Here is a 19,271-nt window from a genome sequence, read left to right on the forward strand (position 1 = left end):
CTCGCGATGCTAGACTTAAATTGAGCGAAAGACGTTCGGCAGAGGATCCGGCATGACTGATCAACGCATCACCTCCACTCCCATCGATCCCGTGAAGCTCGACCGGCTGGCCGAGGTGGCGGTGAAGGTGGGCCTGGGCTTGCGGCCGGGCCAGGATCTGCTCTTGACGGCACCTGCGATCGCGTTGCCGCTGGTGCGGCGGATCGCCGTGCATGCCTACAAGGCCGGCGCCGGCATCGTGACGCCCATTCTCTCCGACGAAGAGATGACGCTGGCGCGCTACCGCCACGGCCACGACGACAGCTTCGATCGTGCCGCTAACTGGCTCTACGAGGGCATGGCCAAGGCGTTCTCGAACAACACCGCCCGTCTTGCCATCGTCGGCGACAATCCGATGCTGCTGTCGGGCGAAGATGCTTCCAAGGTCGCGCGCGCCAGCAAGGCCAATTCCATGGCCTATCAGCCGGCGCTGGAAAAGATCGTCAATTTCGACACCAACTGGAACATCATTGCCTATCCGAGCCCGTCCTGGGCGAAGCAAGTCTTTCCGAACGATCCTGAAGAGGTCGCGATCGGCAAGCTCGCGGACGCGATCTTCGCGGCGTCCCGCGTCGATCGCGACGACTCGCCGGCCAATTGGGCGAGCCACAACGCGGTGCTGCGCGAGCGCACCAACTGGCTCAACGGCCAGCGTTTCCGCGCGCTCCAGTATTCAGGGCCGGGGACCGACCTCACGATCGGGCTTGCCGACGGCCATGAATGGGAGGGAGGCGCCTCGCTATCCAAGAACGGCATCAGCTGCAACGCCAATATCCCGACCGAAGAGGTCTTCACCACGCCGCATTGCCGGCGGGTCTACGGCCATGTCGTGAGCTCGAAGCCGCTGTCCTATCAGGGCACGCTGATCGACAACATCGCAGTGCGTTTCGAGGACGGCAGGATCGTCGACGCCAAGGCCTCGCGCGGCGCGGAGGTGCTGAACAAGGTGCTGGATACCGACGAGGGCGCGCGGCGTCTCGGCGAAGTGGCGCTGGTGCCGCATTCCTCGCCAATCTCGCAGAGCGGGCTGTTGTTCTACAACACGCTGTTCGACGAGAACGCTGCGTCGCACATCGCTCTCGGCCAGTGCTATTCGAAGTGCTTCGTCAACGGCGCGCAGCTCACGCCGCAGCAGATCGCAGCGCAAGGCGGCAACCAGAGCCTGATCCATATCGACTGGATGATCGGCTCGGCCGAGACCGACATCGACGGCATTCTGGCCGACGGCAGCAAAGTGCCGGTGTTTCGCAAGGGCGAATGGGCGAAGTAACTACGCCGCCGCGTTGCGCAGCATCGGGCTGTTGTCGATGCTGAAGCGGTTGAACAGCGTCGTGAACGGGCTGCCGTCGGTGGCTCGCACGATGGCGTCGGAGGCCGCAACCGCGTCGTAGAGCGCACCGACCGGATCATTCGCCTCGGACAGGTCGAGACCCCCGCGGATTTCCTCGCGTGCCTCGTTGACGTCGTCCTCGTCCTCGAGTGTCGCCTCCAGCGCGTCGGCCGCCCGCCGCATCTCATGGAGGTCACCGCCGGCGGAAAATTTCAGGATGTCGAGCCAGTAGGGGCGCGCCACGACGAGCCTGACGAAGGCCTCGAAACTCTCCGCGATAATTCCCGCGCGGCCTTCCGATGAGACGTAGAGCACATTCTGAGAAGGCAGCAGCACGAACGCGCCGCCGGAGCCGTCACTGCCGATCTGCCGGGGGCTCTCGATGCCGTCGACGGTGAACCAGGGCTCCTCGTCGGTTGCGAAGGAGACATCGAGACTGCCGAGCCAGGCGACGACCTCGCCTTGGGTTGCGAGAACCTCCGGGGTGAGGGGCATCGGCATGACTCCTTTCAGGTGCTTCGCGCACTTTGTCGCACCCCGGAAAAGAAGGGTTCATGTGCGCGAAATCGCAGGGAAATTGGGACGTTAACCGTTTCGCGTCTGCAACTTGCGGCTGATTGTCTGGCCCCGCGTAAGAAAGAATTAAAAACCGGCTACTAGCGTTCCCGCCATCTTTGAACAATCCGGGCCGAGACCCGGGCAGGCCATATTTTATCCCCTAAGGAAACAGATGTCGCGCACATTGATTGAAATCAGTAGTTGCAATGTAGAGCTTGAGCTGCGGCCGATCGAGCCGTCCTGGATTATCGAAGGCAATCCGGTGTCGCGCTCGCACATCCTGTCCACCAGCGCCGACGGCACCGCTTCGACCATCATCTGGGCTTGCACCGAAGGGCGCTTCAACTGGTACTACGATATCGACGAGACGATCATGATCATGGAAGGATCGATCGTGCTCGAAAGCGACGGCATGCCGCCGAAGCGCTACGGCCCGGGCGACGTCATCTTCTTCCGCGACGGCGCGCATGCCAAATGGCATGTCGAAGGCCACGTCAAGAAGATCGCCTTCTGCCGCAAGACCAATCCCGTGATGATCGGCTTCCTGATCCGGGTCGTCAACAAGCTCAAGAAGATCTTCGTCTCCACCGGCGAGCGCCGTCCGGCCTCGCTGATGGGGGCCGGTTAGAGTTCAATCAGTTTCAAGGACGCTTCCCAGCGGTCACGATGGAACAGGGGCCGGGATCAACATCCCGGCCCCTGTTCTCGTCATGACGGCATTCGAGCCGGTAGACATCGGTCGCGGTCTGCGAGAACAACGCCGTTTTCTCGGTCTCGCTCAACGGCGCCGCGATACGCTTGAAGGCGTTGAAGATCACCTGGTAGCTGCACTGGCCTTTGTCCGGCGGGAAATTGCTCTCGAACATCGCGCGCTTGGGTCCAAACGCCTCGATGCAGGTTTCGACATAAGGCCGCCAGGCCGCGGCAAGCTCCTCGGATGAAGGCGGCCTCTCGCGCAAATGGAAGTCGTAGCCGAGCAGGCACATCGCAAGCCCGCCGAGCTTCACCACCACGTTCTCGCATTTGGCGATCTCCTGGATCGAGGCGCGCCATTGCGGAAACACCTCCTCGCGTCGCCCGGCAAAGCGGCCGATTCCGGCCGGGCCGCCGCAATGGTCGAGCACGATCCTGGTGCCGGGAAATGCGCGGGCGAGCTCGGTCAGCTCCCCGATCTGCGGATGGAACAGCCAGGCGTCGAAGCTCAGGTTCAGCGGCGCCAGACAGGCGAAGCCTTTGCGGAAGGTCGGGTCCTGCAGCAATCCCTGCGGTCGGCTCGCATACATGCCGGCGACAGCAGGATCCTGGTCCCAGGCCGACGAATGCCGGATGCCGCGGAAGCGACCGTTGCCTGCCGCGATCTCGGCCTCCAGCACCGGTTTTGCGGCATCGCCGAGCAGCAGATTGACGTGGCTGACGATGCCGGCGCAGATCGCGGCCTTGCCGTAACCGCCGCTCGCGCTCATCGCAGCGACGCCATTGGCGAACTCGACCTCGCCGACCGGCCGGAACGCCTCGGGCCCGTGCGCACGATACATCGAGCGGCAGTCGACATAGACGGTGGCGGTGACGTTGTGGCCGGAGGCGATATCGGCCGCCATCTCCTCGATCAGATAGCGGTGCCCGCGATTCCAGAGATGGTGATGGGGATCGACGATCGGCCGTAAGGGATCGATGATCTCCTCCTGATGCAACGCGAGCCAGTCCTCGCGCGGCTCGGCGAATAGCCCGCTCGTGTTGGCGAGCAGACCGCTTGCAGCCATCGACGTGCGCTCCCCTCATTGGCTTTGGTGCAAGGAGCTTAGCACCGGTTGTCACACGCAGCAGCGCGTTCCGTGCAACGCGCTTCCCGAAGCCACGCGCGCGGCTTGGAACTTCTACTCCGGCTTGAAACCCGAGGCCCTGATCACGGGGCTCCACAAGTCGGAGTCGGATTTTTGGATCCGCGAGAATTCCTGAGCCGAAGTGCCGGTGGGCTGGATCCCAAGAGGCGTTAGCCCCTTGCTAAACTCTGGAGAACGTACAGCTTCGACCACCGCTCCATTCAGCCGTGCGATGACCTCAGGGGGCGTCCTTGAAGGTGCATAGATGCCGTACCAGCCCTCCCCTCGGATGCTATATCCGCTTTCCGAAAACGTAGGCACGTCGGGCAGGGCCGTCGAACGTGCGCGGCCGGACGTAGCGAGAACAGTGATGCGCCCGGCCTTGTGAGCCTCGACGAGATCTTGCGTCGAAGTGAAGAACATCGGCAAGTGACCTCCAATCAAATCGGTGATCGCTTGCGGATTGCCCTTGTAGACGACGTGACGAAGATCGAGGCCGGTGTGGCCTGCAAACAGCAGGGCAAAGAAGTGCGGCAATGATCCTGCGGCCGGAGTTCCGTAGGCGGCTTGATCAGGATGCCCCCTCAACCACTGAACCAGCTCCTTGAGACTTTTGGCAGGCACGTTCGCGCCAATCGCTATGGCGAGATCATAAGTCGCGACCTGGGAGACAGGCTCGAAATCCCGCTCGGGATCGTAAGCGAGCTGGTCATAAACGTGAGGGAAAATGGCCATTGGTGCAATCGGCGTGAACAGCAGGACGCTACCGTCGGCAGGAGCATTTTTGACCAATTGCACGCCGAGGCGCCCCGCCGCGCCCGGCTTGTTCTCAACGATCACCGGCCGATTGAGCCGTGTGCGCATGGACTCGGCGATCATCCTTGCGGCTGCGTCGCCCACGCCTCCGGCCGGATACGGCAAGACAATCTTGATTGTGGACTCACCGTTTTGCGCGTTGGCATTGGGCAGGATCAGGCTGAGAGCTGCTGCCAATGCAATTTGGACTACACGCATGGAGTGCCACCGGTTGATGGAGATGCTGGCTTGGTGCCTTGCCCCATAGACCGTCCGCCAGAATGGTGCATAAATGAACTCTGGTTCTCCTTATGACGCAATAAAATCTATTGATGGGGGTCTTGCGTGGACCGGACCACCGACAAGCGGATCAAGCTGCGGGACCTTCACGTGTTTCAGGCGGCTGCCGAGACCGGCAGCATGGCCAAGGCGGCCGCGCATCTGGCGATAACCCAGCCTGCGGTTTCGTACGCGATTTCGGAACTCGAGCATGTTGTCGGCGTGCCGCTGCTGGATCGGTCTTCGCAAGGTGTGACGCCGACGGTCTACGGCCGGGCGCTGCTCGAGCGCAGCGCCGTCGTGTTCAACGAGCTGCGGCACGGCATAAGCGAGATCGCATCACTCGCAGATCCCGAAGTGGGTGAGTTGCGGATCGGCACGACGCCGCCGATGTCGGCAGTTGCATCCGCCGTGTTTAACCGGCTCGTGCAGCGCTATCCTCGCATGAGATTCGAGCTGACGGTCGGCCCGACCGACGTTCTGCTACGCCAACTGCGCCAGCGCGATGTAGAGATCGTCATCAGCCGGCTCGCATCGATGGTCGGCAACGACGATCTCAGGGTTGAAACGCTGTTCCACGACGAGCTGGTTGTCCTCTGCAGCAAACGCAGCAAATGGGCTCGGCGGCGCAACGTTGCCTTGGCCGATCTCATCCACGAACCGTGGGTGTTTCCGCCCCCGGCGGGCTTTCTCACCGGAATCATGCGCAGTGCCTTCGAGGAGCAAGGCCTGGAGTTTCCGCGGGCGACTGTGACGACGGCGTGCACCTATTCACTGAGCGTCCTCGTCGGCAACGGCAATTTTCTCGGCATTCATCCCGGCGCGATGTTGACGACACCGAACGAGCACCCGCAATTGACCGCCGTTGATGTCCGGCTGCCGACCACGCGCGGCGCAATCGGCCTGATCGCTCTGAAGGATCGGTCGCTCAGTCCGGTGGCCCAGCTGTTCGCACAGTCGGTTGCGCCTGTTGTGCAGAGCATCAAGCCCAATCGAGTATCGCGGTCCGTTCGCAAGTAGTCCGCCGTTTCGCTCTCACGTCCACCACCAGCCGCCAATCGGTTGCGGTGGCCGGCTTGACCTCGCCGAGCCAGTGGAAGAAATCCTCGGTGATCTCCGTAAAACTCCAGCGCGTCAGGTCGCCGGCTTCGGTCGTGCCTTCCTGCACGATGTCGGCATCGCGTGGACGGCCGATCTGCTGGCGGAATATGCAGCGGCCGGGATCGAACCAGGAAATCCGCCATGCATCGATGGTCGGATCGTAGACCCGCAGCGTCGTGCCGTACCAATTGCCAGCGATCGGCAAGGCCGGGCTGCCGGCCGGGCGCGGAATGATCCAGACGTCCTGCACGGCGCGGCCCTCCAGCACCCAGCCGAAATGGATTTCGCCGGGCGCGGAGTGTTTCGTTCCATCGGGTTCATGGGCGGTGATCTCGGCATCCCAATCGCCGACGAAGCGGCCATAAAGCTGGAGCGCCGCCGCGTGCTCGGGGTTCGGTCCGTCCGCGTGCAATAATCTCGCAAAGTCGGTCATGTCGATCTCCTATGCTCAGGAGATCAGCACGACCGGGCGGCAGCCGACTTGGAGAAAATTGCGCGTCACACCCCGTCGAGGATGATCACGGTCGGCTTCGACGGCAACGCATCCCGGGACATCCGGAAACTTCGCTCTATGCGCTGGTCGATCTCGAACTGCTGGCCAATGAGGCGCATGAACTCGTCGAGCGGGGTGGCGAAGCGGTGCATCGGCAGCACGACCGAGGCCCGCAGCCGCTTGGTGATCTCGGAGACACCGTCGAGCGACATGGTGTAGGTGCCGTCGATCGGTACCATCACGATGTCGAGCCGCCCGATCTGGGCAAAGTGGCTGTCGTCGAGCTTGTGGTGAAGATGGCCGAGATGGCCGATGCAGAGACCCGCGACCTCGAAGATGAAGATAGAGTTGCCGTCACGGATCATGTCGGAGCCGGAATCGTCGCCGAAATAGCGGCGGATGTCGGTGGTGACGTTTCGGATGAAGGTGTCGCCGATGCGCTCCGACACGATCGCCGGCTTGCCGTCCTCGCCCCAGCCATGCAGCACACGAGGAATGCGCTTGTCGGGATATAAAGAGTAATGCGTGCTATGGGCCCGGTTCATGGTGACAACATCGGGCAGCCGTCCCACCTGGTAGGCCCCGCTATAGTCGGTGGCGATGCGCAAGCCGCCGGGCGTGTCGATGAAATAGGTCGAATGGCCCGCATAGGTAATCTGGACTTCAGCCGGGGCTGCGGCCTGCCGGAACGCCACCGCCGTCACGCGGGGTGCCGCATTCGCCATCGCTAGGCATTCGCTGCGCTGGGGCTGCTGGGCGAGAGCAGGTGAGAGGAATGCGCCGAACAGCGCCAGAACCGCCGAAACCAGTCGCCGCATGTATCCATCCCCGATGAATTTCAGGGGAAAGTCTAGCGTGCAATGCAGCGCGTGGCCAACAGCGCGCGATCAACAGCGCGCCAGTGTCGCACCCTCACGCCGCCCATTCTTACTCCCGCCGCGGGCTGAACTTCCAGGTGATGGCGACGAGGCTCGCGGTGATCAGGCCGCTGACGAGACCGACGATGGGGAGCGTGAGCACCAGCGCGGCGCTGGCAGCCCAGCCGATCGAGGAGAACGCCTCGGCGACGGTCGCAAGCCGCGACGAGGTCTGGCGGCGGCGGAATTGGCTGCGCCGGGCCTGCACCCGGAACCAGAGCTGGATGGCGGTGGCGGAGGCCGCGCTGACGATGACCGCACCGGCGCTGACCGCGGCCTGGAACAGCGAGGCGAACGCGAGCGCCGCGATCAGCGGGCAGAAGATGACGGCGATCGCGATCAGCACCACCTCGATCTTGGCGCGGATGACGCTGGACGGCGTCAGCGGCGCGGTTGCAACCAGGTCGGGCGCGTCCTCGCCCGAGATCGTCAGCCAGGCAAGCCCGCCGGCGAGTTGACCCGCCGCCATGACGATGACCGGCGTGATCAGCGTCAGCGCCGCGGAGCTGTCGGCAAAGTTGCGCCAGAGCAGCAGCGCCGGCGGCACCAGATAGAGCAGCTGCATCAGCGTCTGCGAGATCAGCCAGGGATCGCGCCAGAGCAGCGAAAATTCCTTGCGCCGCAGGGCATGCTGCCGCGATCCGCCGCGGAACGGGCGCTCCTTCGCGCTGCGACGGCCGGACGTGCCATAGGCGGCGGCATCGATCGCCGTATCTGCAAAGCGGCCCGAGAAGATCGCCATGACGCTTCCGAGCAGCACGAGCCCGAGCGCCAGGAGCAGCATCAGTGCTTCGGCGTCCCCCATCGCCGCCCGCGCCGGCCACCACCAGATGCTGTCGGCATCGGGCGCATAAGTGGCCAAGCTACCCGAGGTCAGGATGGTGAAGCGCGACAGCGTCCCATAGGACATGATCGCCGCGACCTGGAGCGCGATCACGAAGCCGGCGCCGATGATCGCGGCGAGGATCTGTGCGACGAACCGTGTCCGCGCCGGACCGATCAAGCGAAACAGCAGGATCGTGACGGCGATCGCGATCGCTGCGGCCGACAGGCCCATGGCAACGACGACGCCGAACGCTGCAAGCCAGCGCGCGCCGCCCCCGAACACCAGCACGTCGATGAAGGGTGTCGAGAACAGCAGCGCCATCACCGTGACGGTGAGCGCGATCGCGGCGATGCGCACCGAGAACAGATTGGCCAGCGTCGCAGGTGAGGACATGATGAGGTCGAGATCGGCGCGTGCGTAAAACACCCGCGTCACCGATTCGATCGCCTGTGACAGCATCAACGTCCAGGCGAGAAAAATCGTCGCCGAAATCACGATCAGCGAGGATTTGTCGAGCGGCAATTGCAGGTCGGCGAAGCGGCCGATCACCGCCCAGGCCGGTACGTGCAGCAGCGCCGCGAAACACAGCAGGCCGATCACCGCGGCGCGCGTTCGTTTGCGCCGCCCACCGGTCATCATGGCGAGCCATTCGCGCCAGGCGAGCCGGAGCTCGTGGCGGGCGAACCAGGACAGCGCAGTGGCCGAGCTCATGCGGCTTCCTGCAGCGTCACCAGCGCGATGAACAGATCTTCCAGGCTGGTATCGGCGTGCCCGTTTTGCTGGCGCAGCTCGGTCAACGTGCCTTCGGCAACCAGGCGGCCGGCTGCGATCACGCCGATGCGGTCGGCCATGCGTTCGGCGACCTCGAGGATATGCGTGGTCATGATGACGGTGCAGCCGGCGCGGACGCGCTCGCTCAGGAGTCCCTTGACATGGCGGGCGGAGACGGCGTCCAGTCCCGTCAGCGGCTCGTCGAGGATGATGAGGCGGGGATCGTGCACCAGTGCGCCGGCGAGCGCGACCTTCTGGCGCATGCCCTTGGAAAAACCCTCGCAGCGTTCGTGCCGGTGCGGCTCGAGCCCGAGCGAGTTCAGGAGCTCGGCGGCGACCGGTTCCGAGGCCGATGGTGCGATGCCCCACAGACCGGCCACGAATTCGAGATATTCGAGCGGCGTGAGCTTGTCGTAGATCATGGGCTCGTCGGAGACCCACGCCATCACCTGCTTGGCGGCGACGGGGTTTTCGAGCGCATCGATGCCGAAGATGGAGACCGCGCCGGCATCGGGCCGCAAAAGGCCTGCAACCATGCGCAAAGTGGTGGTCTTGCCGGCGCCGTTGGGGCCGACCAGCGCATAGAATTCGCCGGCATGGATGGTGAGATCGAGGTTATCGACCGCCAGACGGTCAAAACGCTTCGTTAACCCCATGACTTCGAGCGCCGAGTCGTCCCGCTTCATCACGGCCACACCTTGCGGTTTTGCATCGCTCGCGACCATGCCCCGAAGATGTTTCGGCACGGTGAATCGCGCTGCCGCAAATTCCGTCATCCGGATTGGACTAATGGCAAGTCACCGTTTGTTGACAGCGCTTGGCGGTTCAGGCTGAATTGGCGAAGGGACGAATAGCGCGAACGCAGCGAAACGACTGCGTAGCGACTGAACACAAGATGCGGCAAGGCGGTCTGGAAGAACCGCCGGTTGTATCGGGAGGATGCGCGACGATGCTGGATTTCGTTCAGCAGCTGGTCAGCGGTGTTGCGCTCGGCTGCGTCTACGGCCTGATCGCGCTCGGCTTCGTACTCGTCTACAAGGCCACCGAGGTCGTCAATTTCGCCCAGGGCGATTTGATGATGCTGGGCGGCTTCTTTGCCTTCACCTTCATCGGCATGATGGGGCTGAACTACTGGGTCGGCTTTGCCGGCGCGGTGGCGGCGATGGCGCTGTTCGGCATGCTGGCCGAGCGCGTGGTGGTGCGGCCGATCCTCGGCTATCCGCAATTCTCCATCATCATGGCCACCATCGGGCTCGGCTATTTCCTGCGCTCGGTCTCCGGCATGATCTGGGGCACCGACGATTTCAAGATCGACACGCCATTCAGTCAGGGCGTGCTGCGGATCGGTTCGCTGGTGCTCGCCCATGACAAGCTCTCGGTGATCGCGGCGACGGTCATCCTCTGCGCGTTGCTCTGGCTGTTCTTCAACAAGACCACGCTCGGCACCGCGATGCGCGCCAGTTCCGAGAACATGCTGGCGGCCTATTACATGGGCATCCCGGTCAAGCGCGTGGTCTCGATCGTCTGGGCGATCAGCGCGGCGGTTGCGACCTGCGCCGGCGTGCTGCTGGCGCCGATCACCTTCATCCATTCCAATGTCGGTCTGGTGCTTGGGCTGAAAGCGTTTCCGGCCGCCGTACTCGGCGGCTTCGGCTCGATCCCCGGTGCCGTCGTCGGCGGCGTCCTGATCGGCGTCATCGAGAGCATGGCCGGCTTCTATCTGGCCGAGGGCTGGAAGGACGTCGCGCCCTACATCGTGCTGCTCGCCGTGCTCTTGCTCAAGCCCGAAGGCCTGTTCGGCCTTCACGTCCGCAAGAAGGTCTGAACGCATGCGCTTCCTGTTCAAGACCGACTACGAGGACGACATCCGGCTGTTTCCGCATTCGGGCTATTACGTCTCATACGGTCTTCTGCTGGCCGTGCTGCTGATCGCGCCCTATGTGCTCTCCAGCTATCTGATGAGCCAGCTCGTCTTCGTCTGCATCTACGCGACCGTCGGCGTGGCGCTGCTGATCTTGACGGGTTTCACCGGGCAGGCCTCGCTCGGGCATGCGGCGTTTCTCGCGATCGGTGCGTATACGGCGGCCTATTTGCAGAAATATGGTGTGCCGTTCCCGGTCTACTTTCTCGCCGCCGGGCTCCTGACCGGGCTGATCGGTGCGCTGGTCGGCTTCCCCGCGCTGCGGCTGCAAGGCATTTATCTCGTCATCGCCACCATCTCCTTCGCCTTCATCGTCGAGGAGATCCTGGCGCGATGGGAGAGCGTCACCAACGGCAACGAGGGCATGCGGGTCAAGGCGGTGTCGCTGTTTGGGGTCGCAGTCTCGCGCGACAGCCCCACTTTCTATTTCCTCTGCCTCGCGGTGCTGGTGCTGACTATCGTCGGCACGCTCAACCTGCTGCGCTCGCCGACCGGGCGCGCCTTCGTCGCGATCCGCGACAGCGAGACCGCGGCGCGCAGCATGGGCGTCAATGTCGCGCTGTACAAGGTGAAGTCCTTTGCGATCTCCGCGGCGATCACCGGCTTCGCCGGCGTGTTGTTCGCCCACAAGCTCTCCTTCATCTCGCCGGAGATGTTCACGCTCCAGCTCTCGATCGAGTTCATCATCGTGATCCTGATCGGCGGCACCTTCAGCCTGCACGGCGCGGTGCTGGGGGCGATCTTCATTGTGATGATCGATCCGTTCCTGACCTACCTCAAGGACGATATGCCCGGCATCATCGCCGGCATTGCAGCGACCTTCGGAGCGGGCACGCAAGCCGCCGCCAACGTCCAGTCCAAGGTTGCGGCTTTTGCCTCGCTCAACGGCCTGAAAGGCGCGATCTACGGCATCATCATCGTATTGTTCGTACTTTTCGAGCCGCTCGGGCTTTACGGCCGCTGGCTGAAGATCAAACTCTTCTTCCAGCTGTTCCCGCTCTACAAGCGCGCTACCTTCAAGCGGCAGAAGATCTACGTGAAGTCGGAGCGCAACCGATGAGCTATTTTCGCGCCGAGAGCTTGTCGCTGCATTTCGGCGGGTTGAAGGCCGTCGATGCGGTGTCGTTCGCGGTCGAAAAGGGCGAGATCCTCTCGATCATCGGGCCCAACGGCGCCGGCAAGAGCTCGATTTTCAACCTGATTTCGCGGATCTACCGGCCGACCTCGGGTCGCATCTTTTTCGAGGATCAGGACATCACGGAGCAGCCGCCCCATGACATCGCAAGGCTCGGCATCGCCCGCACGTTCCAGAACATCGAGCTGTTCGAGAATGCGACGGTGTTGTCGAACCTGTTGGTCGGCCGCCACCGGCATTCGACAACGCAGCTTTGGCAGGAGCTGTTGTTCCTGCCGGGCGTACGGGCCGACGAGAAGGTGCATCGCCGCAGGGTCGAGCAGGTCATCGAATTCCTCGATCTCGAGCCCTACCGCGACAAGCTGATCTCGGGTCTGCCCTACGGCGTGCGCAAGGTGATCGAGCTGGCGCGCGCACTATGCTCGGAGCCGAAGCTGATCCTGCTCGATGAGCCGTCCTCGGGCCTCAACGTGGAGGAGACCGACGACATGTCGTTCTGGATCCGCGACTTGAAGAGCGAGCTCGGCGTCACCGTGCTCATGGTCGAGCACGACATGGCGCTGGTCAACCGCGTCTCCGACCGCGTCATTGCCCTGAACTACGGCCGGGTGCTGGCCATGGGCTCGCCCGCCGAAGTGCAAGAGCATCCCGATGTTGTCGCCGCCTATCTGGGAGCCTGACGCAATGGATGCCGTGGCGACACCAGACATCATCCTGAAACTCTCCAACATCGAGAGCTATTACGGGCCGATCATGGCGATCCGCGGCATCTCGCTCGAAGTGCCGCGCGGCCGCATCGTCACGCTGCTGGGCGCCAACGGCGCCGGCAAGACCACGGTGCTGAAGACGATCTCGGGCATTCTCGATCCGCAGAAGGGCGCCATCGAGTTCATGGGCAAGTCGATCCAGCGCATGGAGGCGGACAGGATCGTGCGGCTGGGCCTCAGCCATGTGCCGGAGGGACGCGAGGTGTTCCCGTTCCTCTCCGTGCGCGAGAACCTGATGATGGGGGCCTATCCGCGCAACGATCGTAACGGCATCGCGGAAGATCTGGAGCGCGTCTACGGCTATTTCCCGCGGCTGAAGGAGCGCATCAACCAGCCGGCCGGACAGCTCTCCGGCGGCGAGCAGCAGATGCTCGCGATCGGCCGCGCGCTGATGAACCGGCCGACGCTGTTGCTGCTGGACGAGCCCTCGCTCGGGCTGTCGCCGATCCTGGTGAAGGAGATCTTCGCCATCATTCGTCGCGTCAATGAGGAGCAGGGCATGTCGATTCTGCTGGTCGAGCAGAACGCCAAGGTGGCGTTGGAGACGGCCCACTATGGCTATGTGCTGGAGATCGGCCGGATCGTGATGAACGACAGCTGCGACCGCTTGATGCATTCGAAGGACATCCAGGAATTCTACCTTGGCGCCAAGGAAGCGGGCGCACGAGGCGAGCGGCGCTGGAAAAAGAAGAAGACCTGGCGTTAGGAGACTTGGCGTTAGAAGACTTGGCGTTAAGATTTGGCGTCAGAGGAAGCCTTAAATACCAGAGTCCATCCGCCAAATAGACCGCCGGCAAGGCAGGCAGCGGAGGGGAACGCGACAAGGAGGAGACGTGCATGGCCCGACCGGCGGTGCTGACGGTCGCTGACACGATCGCGAAAAGCTTTTTGCGCGCCGCGGAAACGCGGGGCGACAGGCCGGCTATACGCGAGAAGAAATTCGGGATCTGGCAGCCGACCAGCTGGCGCGAATGGCTGGAGATCTCGAAGGAGGTCGCCTACGCGCTGCACGCCATCGACTTCAGGCCCGGCGACGTCGCTTCCATCATCGCGAACGCCGTGCCGGAATGGGTCCATGTCGACATGGGCATTCTGTGCGCCGGCGGTGTCTCTTCCGGCATCTATCCGACCGATGCCTCATCCCAGGTCGAATATCTCGTCAACGATTCCCGGACGAAAGTGATCTTCGCCGAGGACGAGGAGCAACTCGACAAGATCCTGGCCTGCCGCGCGCGCTGTCCGTCTCTGCGAAAGGTCATCGTGTTCGACATGGAGGGCCTCAGCGGCTTCTCCGACGACATGGTGATGTCGCTCGACGAGTTCCGTGCGCTCGGGCGCAACCACATGGCCGGTCGTGAGGCGCTGTGGCAGGAGATGGTCGACAGTCGCGGCGCGAGCGATCTCGCTGTCCTCGTCTATACATCCGGCACCACGGGCCCGCCCAAGGGCGCCATGCACGCCAATCGCAGCGTCACGCACCAGATGCGGCACGCCAACGATTTCATTCCGGCGCGCGAGGATGAGGACCGGCTCATCTTCCTGCCGCTCTGCCATGTCGCCGAACGGATCGGCGGCTATTACATCTCGGTCGCGCTCGGCTCGGTGATGAACTTTGCCGAGAGTCCGGAGACCGTGCCGGACAACCTGCGCGAGGTGCAGCCGACCATCTTCCTTGCGGTGCCGCGCATCTGGGAAAAATTCTATTCCGCCATCACCATCGCGCTGAAGGACGCGACCCCGCTGCAGCGATGGGTCTACCGGCGCGCCATCGATATCGGCTATCGGATGGTCGATTGCAGGATCGAAGGGAAACCGCCGCCGCTGTCGTTGCGTATCGCGAACGGCATCGCTTATCGGCTCGCATTCCGCAACATTCGCCGCATGATCGGGCTCGACCGTTGCAGCATCGCCTTCACCGGCGCGGCGCCGATCGCACCGGAGCTGATCCGCTGGTTTCTCGCGCTCGGCATCGACATTCACGAGGTCTACGGCCAGACCGAAAATTGCGGTGTCGCCACCATGATGCCGGCGGAGCGGATCAAGCTCGGCTCGGTCGGCAAGGCGGTGTCGTGGGGTGAAGTGGCGCTGTCGCCCGACGGGGAGATCCTGATCAGGGGCGACTTCCTGTTCATGGGCTATCTGAACCAGCCGGAGAGGACAGCTGAGACCATCGACCATCGCGGCTGGCTGCATACCGGCGACGTCGGCACCATCGACAATGAAGGCTTCGTCCGCATCACCGACCGGATGAAGGATATCATCATCACCTCCGGCGGCAAGAACGTCACGCCGTCCGAGATCGAAAACCAGCTGAAATTCTCGCCCTACATCTCGGATTCCGTGGTGATCGGTGACAAGCGGCCATACCTCACCTGCCTCGTGATGATCGACCAGGAGAACGTCGAGAAATTCGCGCAGGACCACGACATTCCCTTCACCAATTATGCCAGCCTGTGCCGCGCGACGGAGATCCAGGACCTGATCTGGCGCGAGATCGAAGCGGTGAATGCCAATTTCGCCCGCGTCGAGACCATCAAGAGGTTCTATCTGATCGAACGCCAGCTCACTCCGGAGGACGAGGAGCTGACGCCGACCATGAAGCTGAAGCGCGGCTTCGTGAACAAGCGTTATGCCGCCGAGATCGACGCGATGTATCCGACGCGGGCGGTGGCTTGAAAAATCTTGTTTGAATAACAGCGAAGGAGTGATGGCCCCACCCTTCGCATCATAGGGGCCCCAAGAGAGGAGACGTCAATGTCGAGATCGTTGAGAACGTTCGGCTTTGCGGCAGGCGCGGTGGTGCTCACCTGTTTGCCCGCCTCGGCGCAGACCAAGGTCACCAATGAGGGCATCTCGGCCTCCGAGATCGTCATCGGCACCCATCAGGATCTGTCGGGGCCGATCAAGGGCTGGGGCGTGCCAGTCTCGAACGGCATGAAGATGGCGGTCGAGGAGATCAACGCCGCCGGCGGCGTCCAGGGACGAAAGATTCGGCTTGTCGTCGAGGACAGCGGCTACGATCCGAAGAAGGCCGTGCTCGCATCGCAGAAGCTGATCGAGCGCGACAAGATCTTCGCGATGGTGGGGGCAATGGGCTCGCCGACTGTCCTGGCGGCGCAGGATATCCTGCTCGACGCCGGCGTGCTTCAGCTCTTCCCGCTGACGGCGGCGGAGTTCACGTTCAAGTTCGACCCCGCCAAGCCGCAGGAGCGGCTGAAGTTCAACAATCTGCTGCCCTATGTCGAGAGCACGCGGGCGGCGCTGAAATACATGATGGAGTGGAAGAACTTCAAGAAGCCCTGCATCATGCATCAGGATGACGAGTACGGGAAGAACGTGCTCGACGGCTTCAACCAGCAGCTCACTGCCATGAAGGTCCAGCCGGCCTCGATCACGAGCTACAAGCGCGGTGCGTCCGACTTCAGCGCGCAGATCGCCAAGATGAAGTCCGACAGCTGCGACCTCGTCGTGCTCGGCGCTGTGCTCCGTGAGCCCATCGGCGCGATGACGGAAGCCAAGAAGCTCGGCTGGGACGTCACCTTCCTCGGCGCCACGCCGACCAACGTGATGGAGGTGCCCATGCTCGGCAAGGAAGCCGTGGAAGGCCTCTATGCCGCCGCTCTGTTCGAGATTCCTTACGAGGACACCGCCAAAGGAAAGGTCAAGGACTGGCTCGCCACCTACAAGAAGATGTTCGGCACGGACGCCAACACTCAGGCCATCATCGGCTACAACGCGGTCATGACCTTCGCCTTCTATGCGCAGAAGGCGGGAAATGATCTGACCGGTCAGAAGATGCTCGACGCGCTGGAATCCGGAGACAAGTTCGTCGACATCTTCAACTCGCCTCCGACGAAGTTCTCCAAGACCGACCACCTCGCCAGCACCATCACCCAGGTGCAGCAGGTCAAGGGCGGCCGCTGGGTTCTGGTGAAGGACAATCTGATGTTTTGATTTCTTCGCCTCGCCCCGCTTGCGGGGAGAGGCCGGAATATGCGCAGCAAATTCCGGGTGAGGGGGCTCTCCGCGAGTCTAACTATCACCGGATTCGCTGAAGCAGCCCCTCACCCCAACCCTCTCCCCATAAGAACGGGAAGCGGGAGAGGACACAGCCCTACGATCCCCCGCCCGCGGTGCCTGAATTCACCGGAGCCAGTTCATCTTCCCGGCAGCGCCAGCCATCGGCGGCTTTCACAAACGCAAATGTGCGCTGGATCCTGAGGCGGCGTGTGACGTTGAAGGAGTCTGCGGAGCGCTCCTTGTTGCCGACGCCAGGCTGCGGACGACCCGTTCTGGCGTCCCAGCAGGTGCCCGTGCACGTCGTGGCGACCTTGCTGCAGGTGGCGAAGGGCGCCAGAACGGCCATCTCGATTTCGCCCGTGACTTGCGCCTCCTGCTCGCCCACCTGGCTGTCGAGCGCGTAGACGCGGTTGATGCGGAGGAAGTTGCCGCAGGAATTGGCCGCGTGGATTCGCGCGGCGCAGAAGTCGACGGCATCGGTGTCGGGCGCGCGGGCTGCGACCTGCCGGCCAAACACCTTCTTCGGATCGCCTTTCGCCGCGCCAATCTCGTCGGCCTTGTGCTTCAGATAGCCGGCGAGACAGTCCTCCGCGGACTCGAGCTCCCCAAGCGGCACGTTCTCCTTGCCGACCAGATCGCATCTGCGATCGCGCTCCCGCGTCCACCGGCCATATTCGGCGAAGGCAAAGCGCGCCGCGGTCGGATCAAGCTTGCCGATCAGGCCGAGGACATGGCTGTTCAACTCGGTCTCGGCAAGCGCCAGCGACGGGTCCGCACAGATCAGCGCGCCCGCAGCGGTGTTGGCGGCGAGACAGTCGAAATCCGGATCGCGTACGATCGCTGCGCGCTCATCGGTCACCTTGAGAAGACATGCCTTCACCCGGTCGAAATCGTCTGCGCGGATCGCGGTCTGGCCGACGATACCGCAACCGAGGTTGCGTTGGCGGATCCAGATCGCGTTCTCCTCGATCCCGGGCAGGCGATCGGGCAGGCGGGCAAGCCGCGCCTCGATTCCCGTGCTCAGCTTCTCGGCGGCGGCGGCAAGCTCGGTATCACCGCAGAACAATTGATTGCCGGGATCGCGGATCTGCTGGCAGTTGTTCCTGGCGAACAGCGGCAGCCTGTCGGCGACGGAGCGGTCGGACGGGCCGGATTGCGCGAAGCCTGGAGCCGCCGGCAAGGCCAGCAGCGCAAGCACAGTCAGCACGATGAACCGCATTCCAGTCGCCCCCGCATAGCCGCGGCCATGCTAGCGTCCCGGATCGCACTGTGGAATGGCTTTGTGGGTAAGCGTACTTTGTGCTGGTAGCCTGGATGGAGCGCAGCGCAACCCGGGATTCGTGCGACAGGCGGCAGCGGCCCGGATTTCGCGGAGCCTGTCATCGGGCGGCGCTGTGCGCCGACCCGGTGGCTCCATCCGGGCTACAAGAAAATCAATGCGCGTCGACGGCGATCATCGAGAACCGTACGGGTTCGTCGACATATTTCATCACGGCCGACCGGTAGAGCACGAACAGCGGCTGGTAGCTCCGTGCAGCGTCGTCCTCGACCATTGCCATGCGGCGGTTGTCGAGCATCAGCCAGTGACCGTCGAGCCGTGCGGCAACAACCGCATGCTCTTCGCCGGCCCTGACGTCGCGCACCACGACGATGCGGAGATCTTCGGTGGCGACGCCCGCGAGCTTAAGGGCGGCGAGCTTGGCAATGGCATAGTCCTCGCAATCCCCGGCGCCGCGCGCGAAAGTCGCGAGCGGCGAGCTCCAGACGTCCTCAGAACCGTCATCGGCGGCACGGATGGCGAGGTTGATGGCGCGATTGGTTTCGCCCAACAGAGCGCGGCCGTCACGGCTGCGGGCCTGGTCGACGATGGCGAGCAGTTTCAGCGCAGCGGGCGAGGCGCAATTGTCCCGGTCGCCGTCGCACAGCGCGAGTTGCACCATGTCATCGTCGAGCCTGGACCTCAGCGCGAGCCATTTCTGTTGCAGGCTGCCGGCGGAGATGGCGAAGGCGAACACGCCGAACGGCTCGGCGGATTTGCGCACGAGGACGCCGGCTCCCGGCGACAGCAGCGTGCCAGCGCGAAGCTCGGCGGCCGATCCGAGCAGGATCAATCCGCACAGCACAAGGATTACGCGCCAAGCGCGCGAACGAGCAGCGGTCTCCATCTGACATCCCCTTCCAGCTTCGCCAGGTCCCCCTCGACCTGTACGTGCCGGGCTTTGTTGCTTTCGGGGAGATAGTGCGAGGCAGGCGGTTTTGTTCTGCTTAACGCGCCCGGCTGGGATCCCAAAACCGGGCAACAGGCTGAAACGGGCCTGCTCAAATAGCGTAAAATTTTACGATTCGCCGGCTAGGAGGGCGGCGGTTGCCGCGAAGAGGGACCAATTGCATGCATAAGTTGTCGTGGAACTGATTCTGCGCCTTATGGCTAACGGCCCCGCTATTTCACGAGTTCTGTTACTTGGATCACAGATTTGGCTCGGTATTTGCCGCAGGGTG

General features: G+C 63.2%; 18 protein-coding genes. 9 read left to right on the forward strand and 9 right to left on the reverse strand.

The annotated features are described in order from the left end of the window. Nucleotides 1-52 precede the first annotated feature (52 nt). A complete protein-coding gene (locus ABIC03_RS30845; protein ID WP_275170748.1) occupies nt 53-1,309 on the forward strand; it encodes an aminopeptidase in 1,257 nt (418 codons plus the stop codon). Here the strand turns inward: ABIC03_RS30845 and ABIC03_RS30850 are convergent, their stop codons facing one another. After that, the gene (locus ABIC03_RS30850; protein WP_275170750.1) at nt 1,310-1,864 is read right to left on the reverse strand and encodes a hypothetical protein; all 555 of its coding nucleotides are present in this window, start codon (nt 1,862-1,864) and stop codon (nt 1,310-1,312) included. A gap of 235 nt (nt 1,865-2,099) precedes the next feature. Between ABIC03_RS30850 and ABIC03_RS30855 the strand changes: the two genes are divergently transcribed. After that, nucleotides 2,100-2,555 (forward strand): cupin domain-containing protein, encoded by a 456-nt coding sequence (locus tag ABIC03_RS30855; protein ID WP_275170752.1) that lies wholly within the window; start codon nt 2,100-2,102, stop codon nt 2,553-2,555. Between the two features lie 13 nt (nt 2,556-2,568). On the opposite strand, the gene ABIC03_RS30860 is transcribed toward ABIC03_RS30855, so the two are convergent. Further along, on the reverse strand, nt 2,569-3,687 hold the full coding sequence (locus tag ABIC03_RS30860; RefSeq protein ID WP_354063664.1) for an amidohydrolase family protein: 1,119 nt from the start codon (nt 3,685-3,687) through the stop codon (nt 2,569-2,571). Between the two features lie 114 nt (nt 3,688-3,801). Further along, nucleotides 3,802-4,761 (reverse strand): Bug family tripartite tricarboxylate transporter substrate binding protein, encoded by a 960-nt coding sequence (locus ABIC03_RS30865; RefSeq protein WP_275170756.1) that lies wholly within the window; start codon nt 4,759-4,761, stop codon nt 3,802-3,804. 126 nt (nt 4,762-4,887) lie between these two features. On the opposite strand from ABIC03_RS30865, the gene ABIC03_RS30870 reads away from it, so the two are divergent. Continuing rightward, on the forward strand, nt 4,888-5,841 hold the full coding sequence (locus ABIC03_RS30870; protein WP_354063666.1) for a LysR family transcriptional regulator: 954 nt from the start codon (nt 4,888-4,890) through the stop codon (nt 5,839-5,841). Here the strand turns inward: ABIC03_RS30870 and ABIC03_RS30875 are convergent. From ABIC03_RS30875 to ABIC03_RS30890, 4 genes are all read right to left on the reverse strand, one after another. Further along, nucleotides 5,804-6,355, reverse strand: a complete 552-nt coding sequence (locus ABIC03_RS30875) for a hypothetical protein (RefSeq protein WP_354063668.1) — start codon at nt 6,353-6,355, stop codon at nt 5,804-5,806. The genes ABIC03_RS30870 and ABIC03_RS30875 overlap by 38 nt on opposite strands. A 65-nt stretch (nt 6,356-6,420) precedes the next feature. Then, nucleotides 6,421-7,233 carry an MBL fold metallo-hydrolase gene (locus tag ABIC03_RS30880; protein ID WP_354063670.1) on the reverse strand — a complete coding sequence of 271 codons (813 nt, stop codon included), beginning with the start codon at nt 7,231-7,233 and terminating at the stop codon, nt 6,421-6,423. A 109-nt stretch (nt 7,234-7,342) separates the two neighbouring features. Beyond that, a complete protein-coding gene (locus tag ABIC03_RS30885) occupies nt 7,343-8,869 on the reverse strand; it encodes a permease (RefSeq protein WP_354063672.1) in 1,527 nt (508 codons plus the stop codon). Next, entirely contained in the window at nt 8,866-9,615 is a 750-nt protein-coding gene (locus ABIC03_RS30890; RefSeq protein WP_354063674.1) for an ABC transporter ATP-binding protein, read from the reverse strand. The genes ABIC03_RS30885 and ABIC03_RS30890 overlap by 4 nt, the downstream gene beginning before the upstream one ends. 263 nt (nt 9,616-9,878) lie before the next feature. Here ABIC03_RS30890 and ABIC03_RS30895 point away from each other — a divergent pair, with 263 nt between their 5' ends. From ABIC03_RS30895 to ABIC03_RS30920, 6 genes are all read left to right on the forward strand, one after another. After that, entirely contained in the window at nt 9,879-10,754 is an 876-nt protein-coding gene (locus tag ABIC03_RS30895) for a branched-chain amino acid ABC transporter permease (RefSeq protein WP_007605146.1), read from the forward strand. 4 nt (nt 10,755-10,758) lie between these two features. Continuing rightward, on the forward strand, nt 10,759-11,910 hold the full coding sequence (locus tag ABIC03_RS30900) for a branched-chain amino acid ABC transporter permease (protein WP_275170767.1): 1,152 nt from the start codon (nt 10,759-10,761) through the stop codon (nt 11,908-11,910). Next, nucleotides 11,907-12,665, forward strand: coding sequence for an ABC transporter ATP-binding protein (locus tag ABIC03_RS30905; protein WP_275170769.1), 759 nt, complete (start codon nt 11,907-11,909; stop codon nt 12,663-12,665). Before ABIC03_RS30900 ends, ABIC03_RS30905 begins: the two co-directional genes overlap by 4 nt. Nucleotides 12,666-12,669: 4 nt before the next feature. After that, nucleotides 12,670-13,458, forward strand: coding sequence for an ABC transporter ATP-binding protein (locus tag ABIC03_RS30910; protein ID WP_354063710.1), 789 nt, complete (start codon nt 12,670-12,672; stop codon nt 13,456-13,458). A gap of 131 nt (nt 13,459-13,589) precedes the next feature. Then, nucleotides 13,590-15,428, forward strand: a complete 1,839-nt coding sequence (locus ABIC03_RS30915; RefSeq protein WP_354063677.1) for an AMP-dependent synthetase/ligase — start codon at nt 13,590-13,592, stop codon at nt 15,426-15,428. Between the two features lie 78 nt (nt 15,429-15,506). Continuing rightward, nucleotides 15,507-16,706, forward strand: a complete 1,200-nt coding sequence (locus tag ABIC03_RS30920; RefSeq protein WP_354063679.1) for an ABC transporter substrate-binding protein — start codon at nt 15,507-15,509, stop codon at nt 16,704-16,706. A 160-nt stretch (nt 16,707-16,866) separates the two neighbouring features. Here ABIC03_RS30920 and ABIC03_RS30925 read toward each other — a convergent pair whose 3' ends face one another. Then, entirely contained in the window at nt 16,867-17,991 is a 1,125-nt protein-coding gene (locus tag ABIC03_RS30925; protein WP_354063681.1) for a lysozyme inhibitor LprI family protein, read from the reverse strand. Between the two features lie 214 nt (nt 17,992-18,205). Further along, nucleotides 18,206-18,937 (reverse strand): transglutaminase-like cysteine peptidase, encoded by a 732-nt coding sequence (locus ABIC03_RS30930; RefSeq protein WP_354063683.1) that lies wholly within the window; start codon nt 18,935-18,937, stop codon nt 18,206-18,208. Nucleotides 18,938-19,271: the final 334 nt, after the last annotated feature.

Source organism: Bradyrhizobium sp. RT6a (assembly GCF_040547675.1).
GTDB lineage: Bacteria > Pseudomonadota > Alphaproteobacteria > Rhizobiales > Xanthobacteraceae > Bradyrhizobium.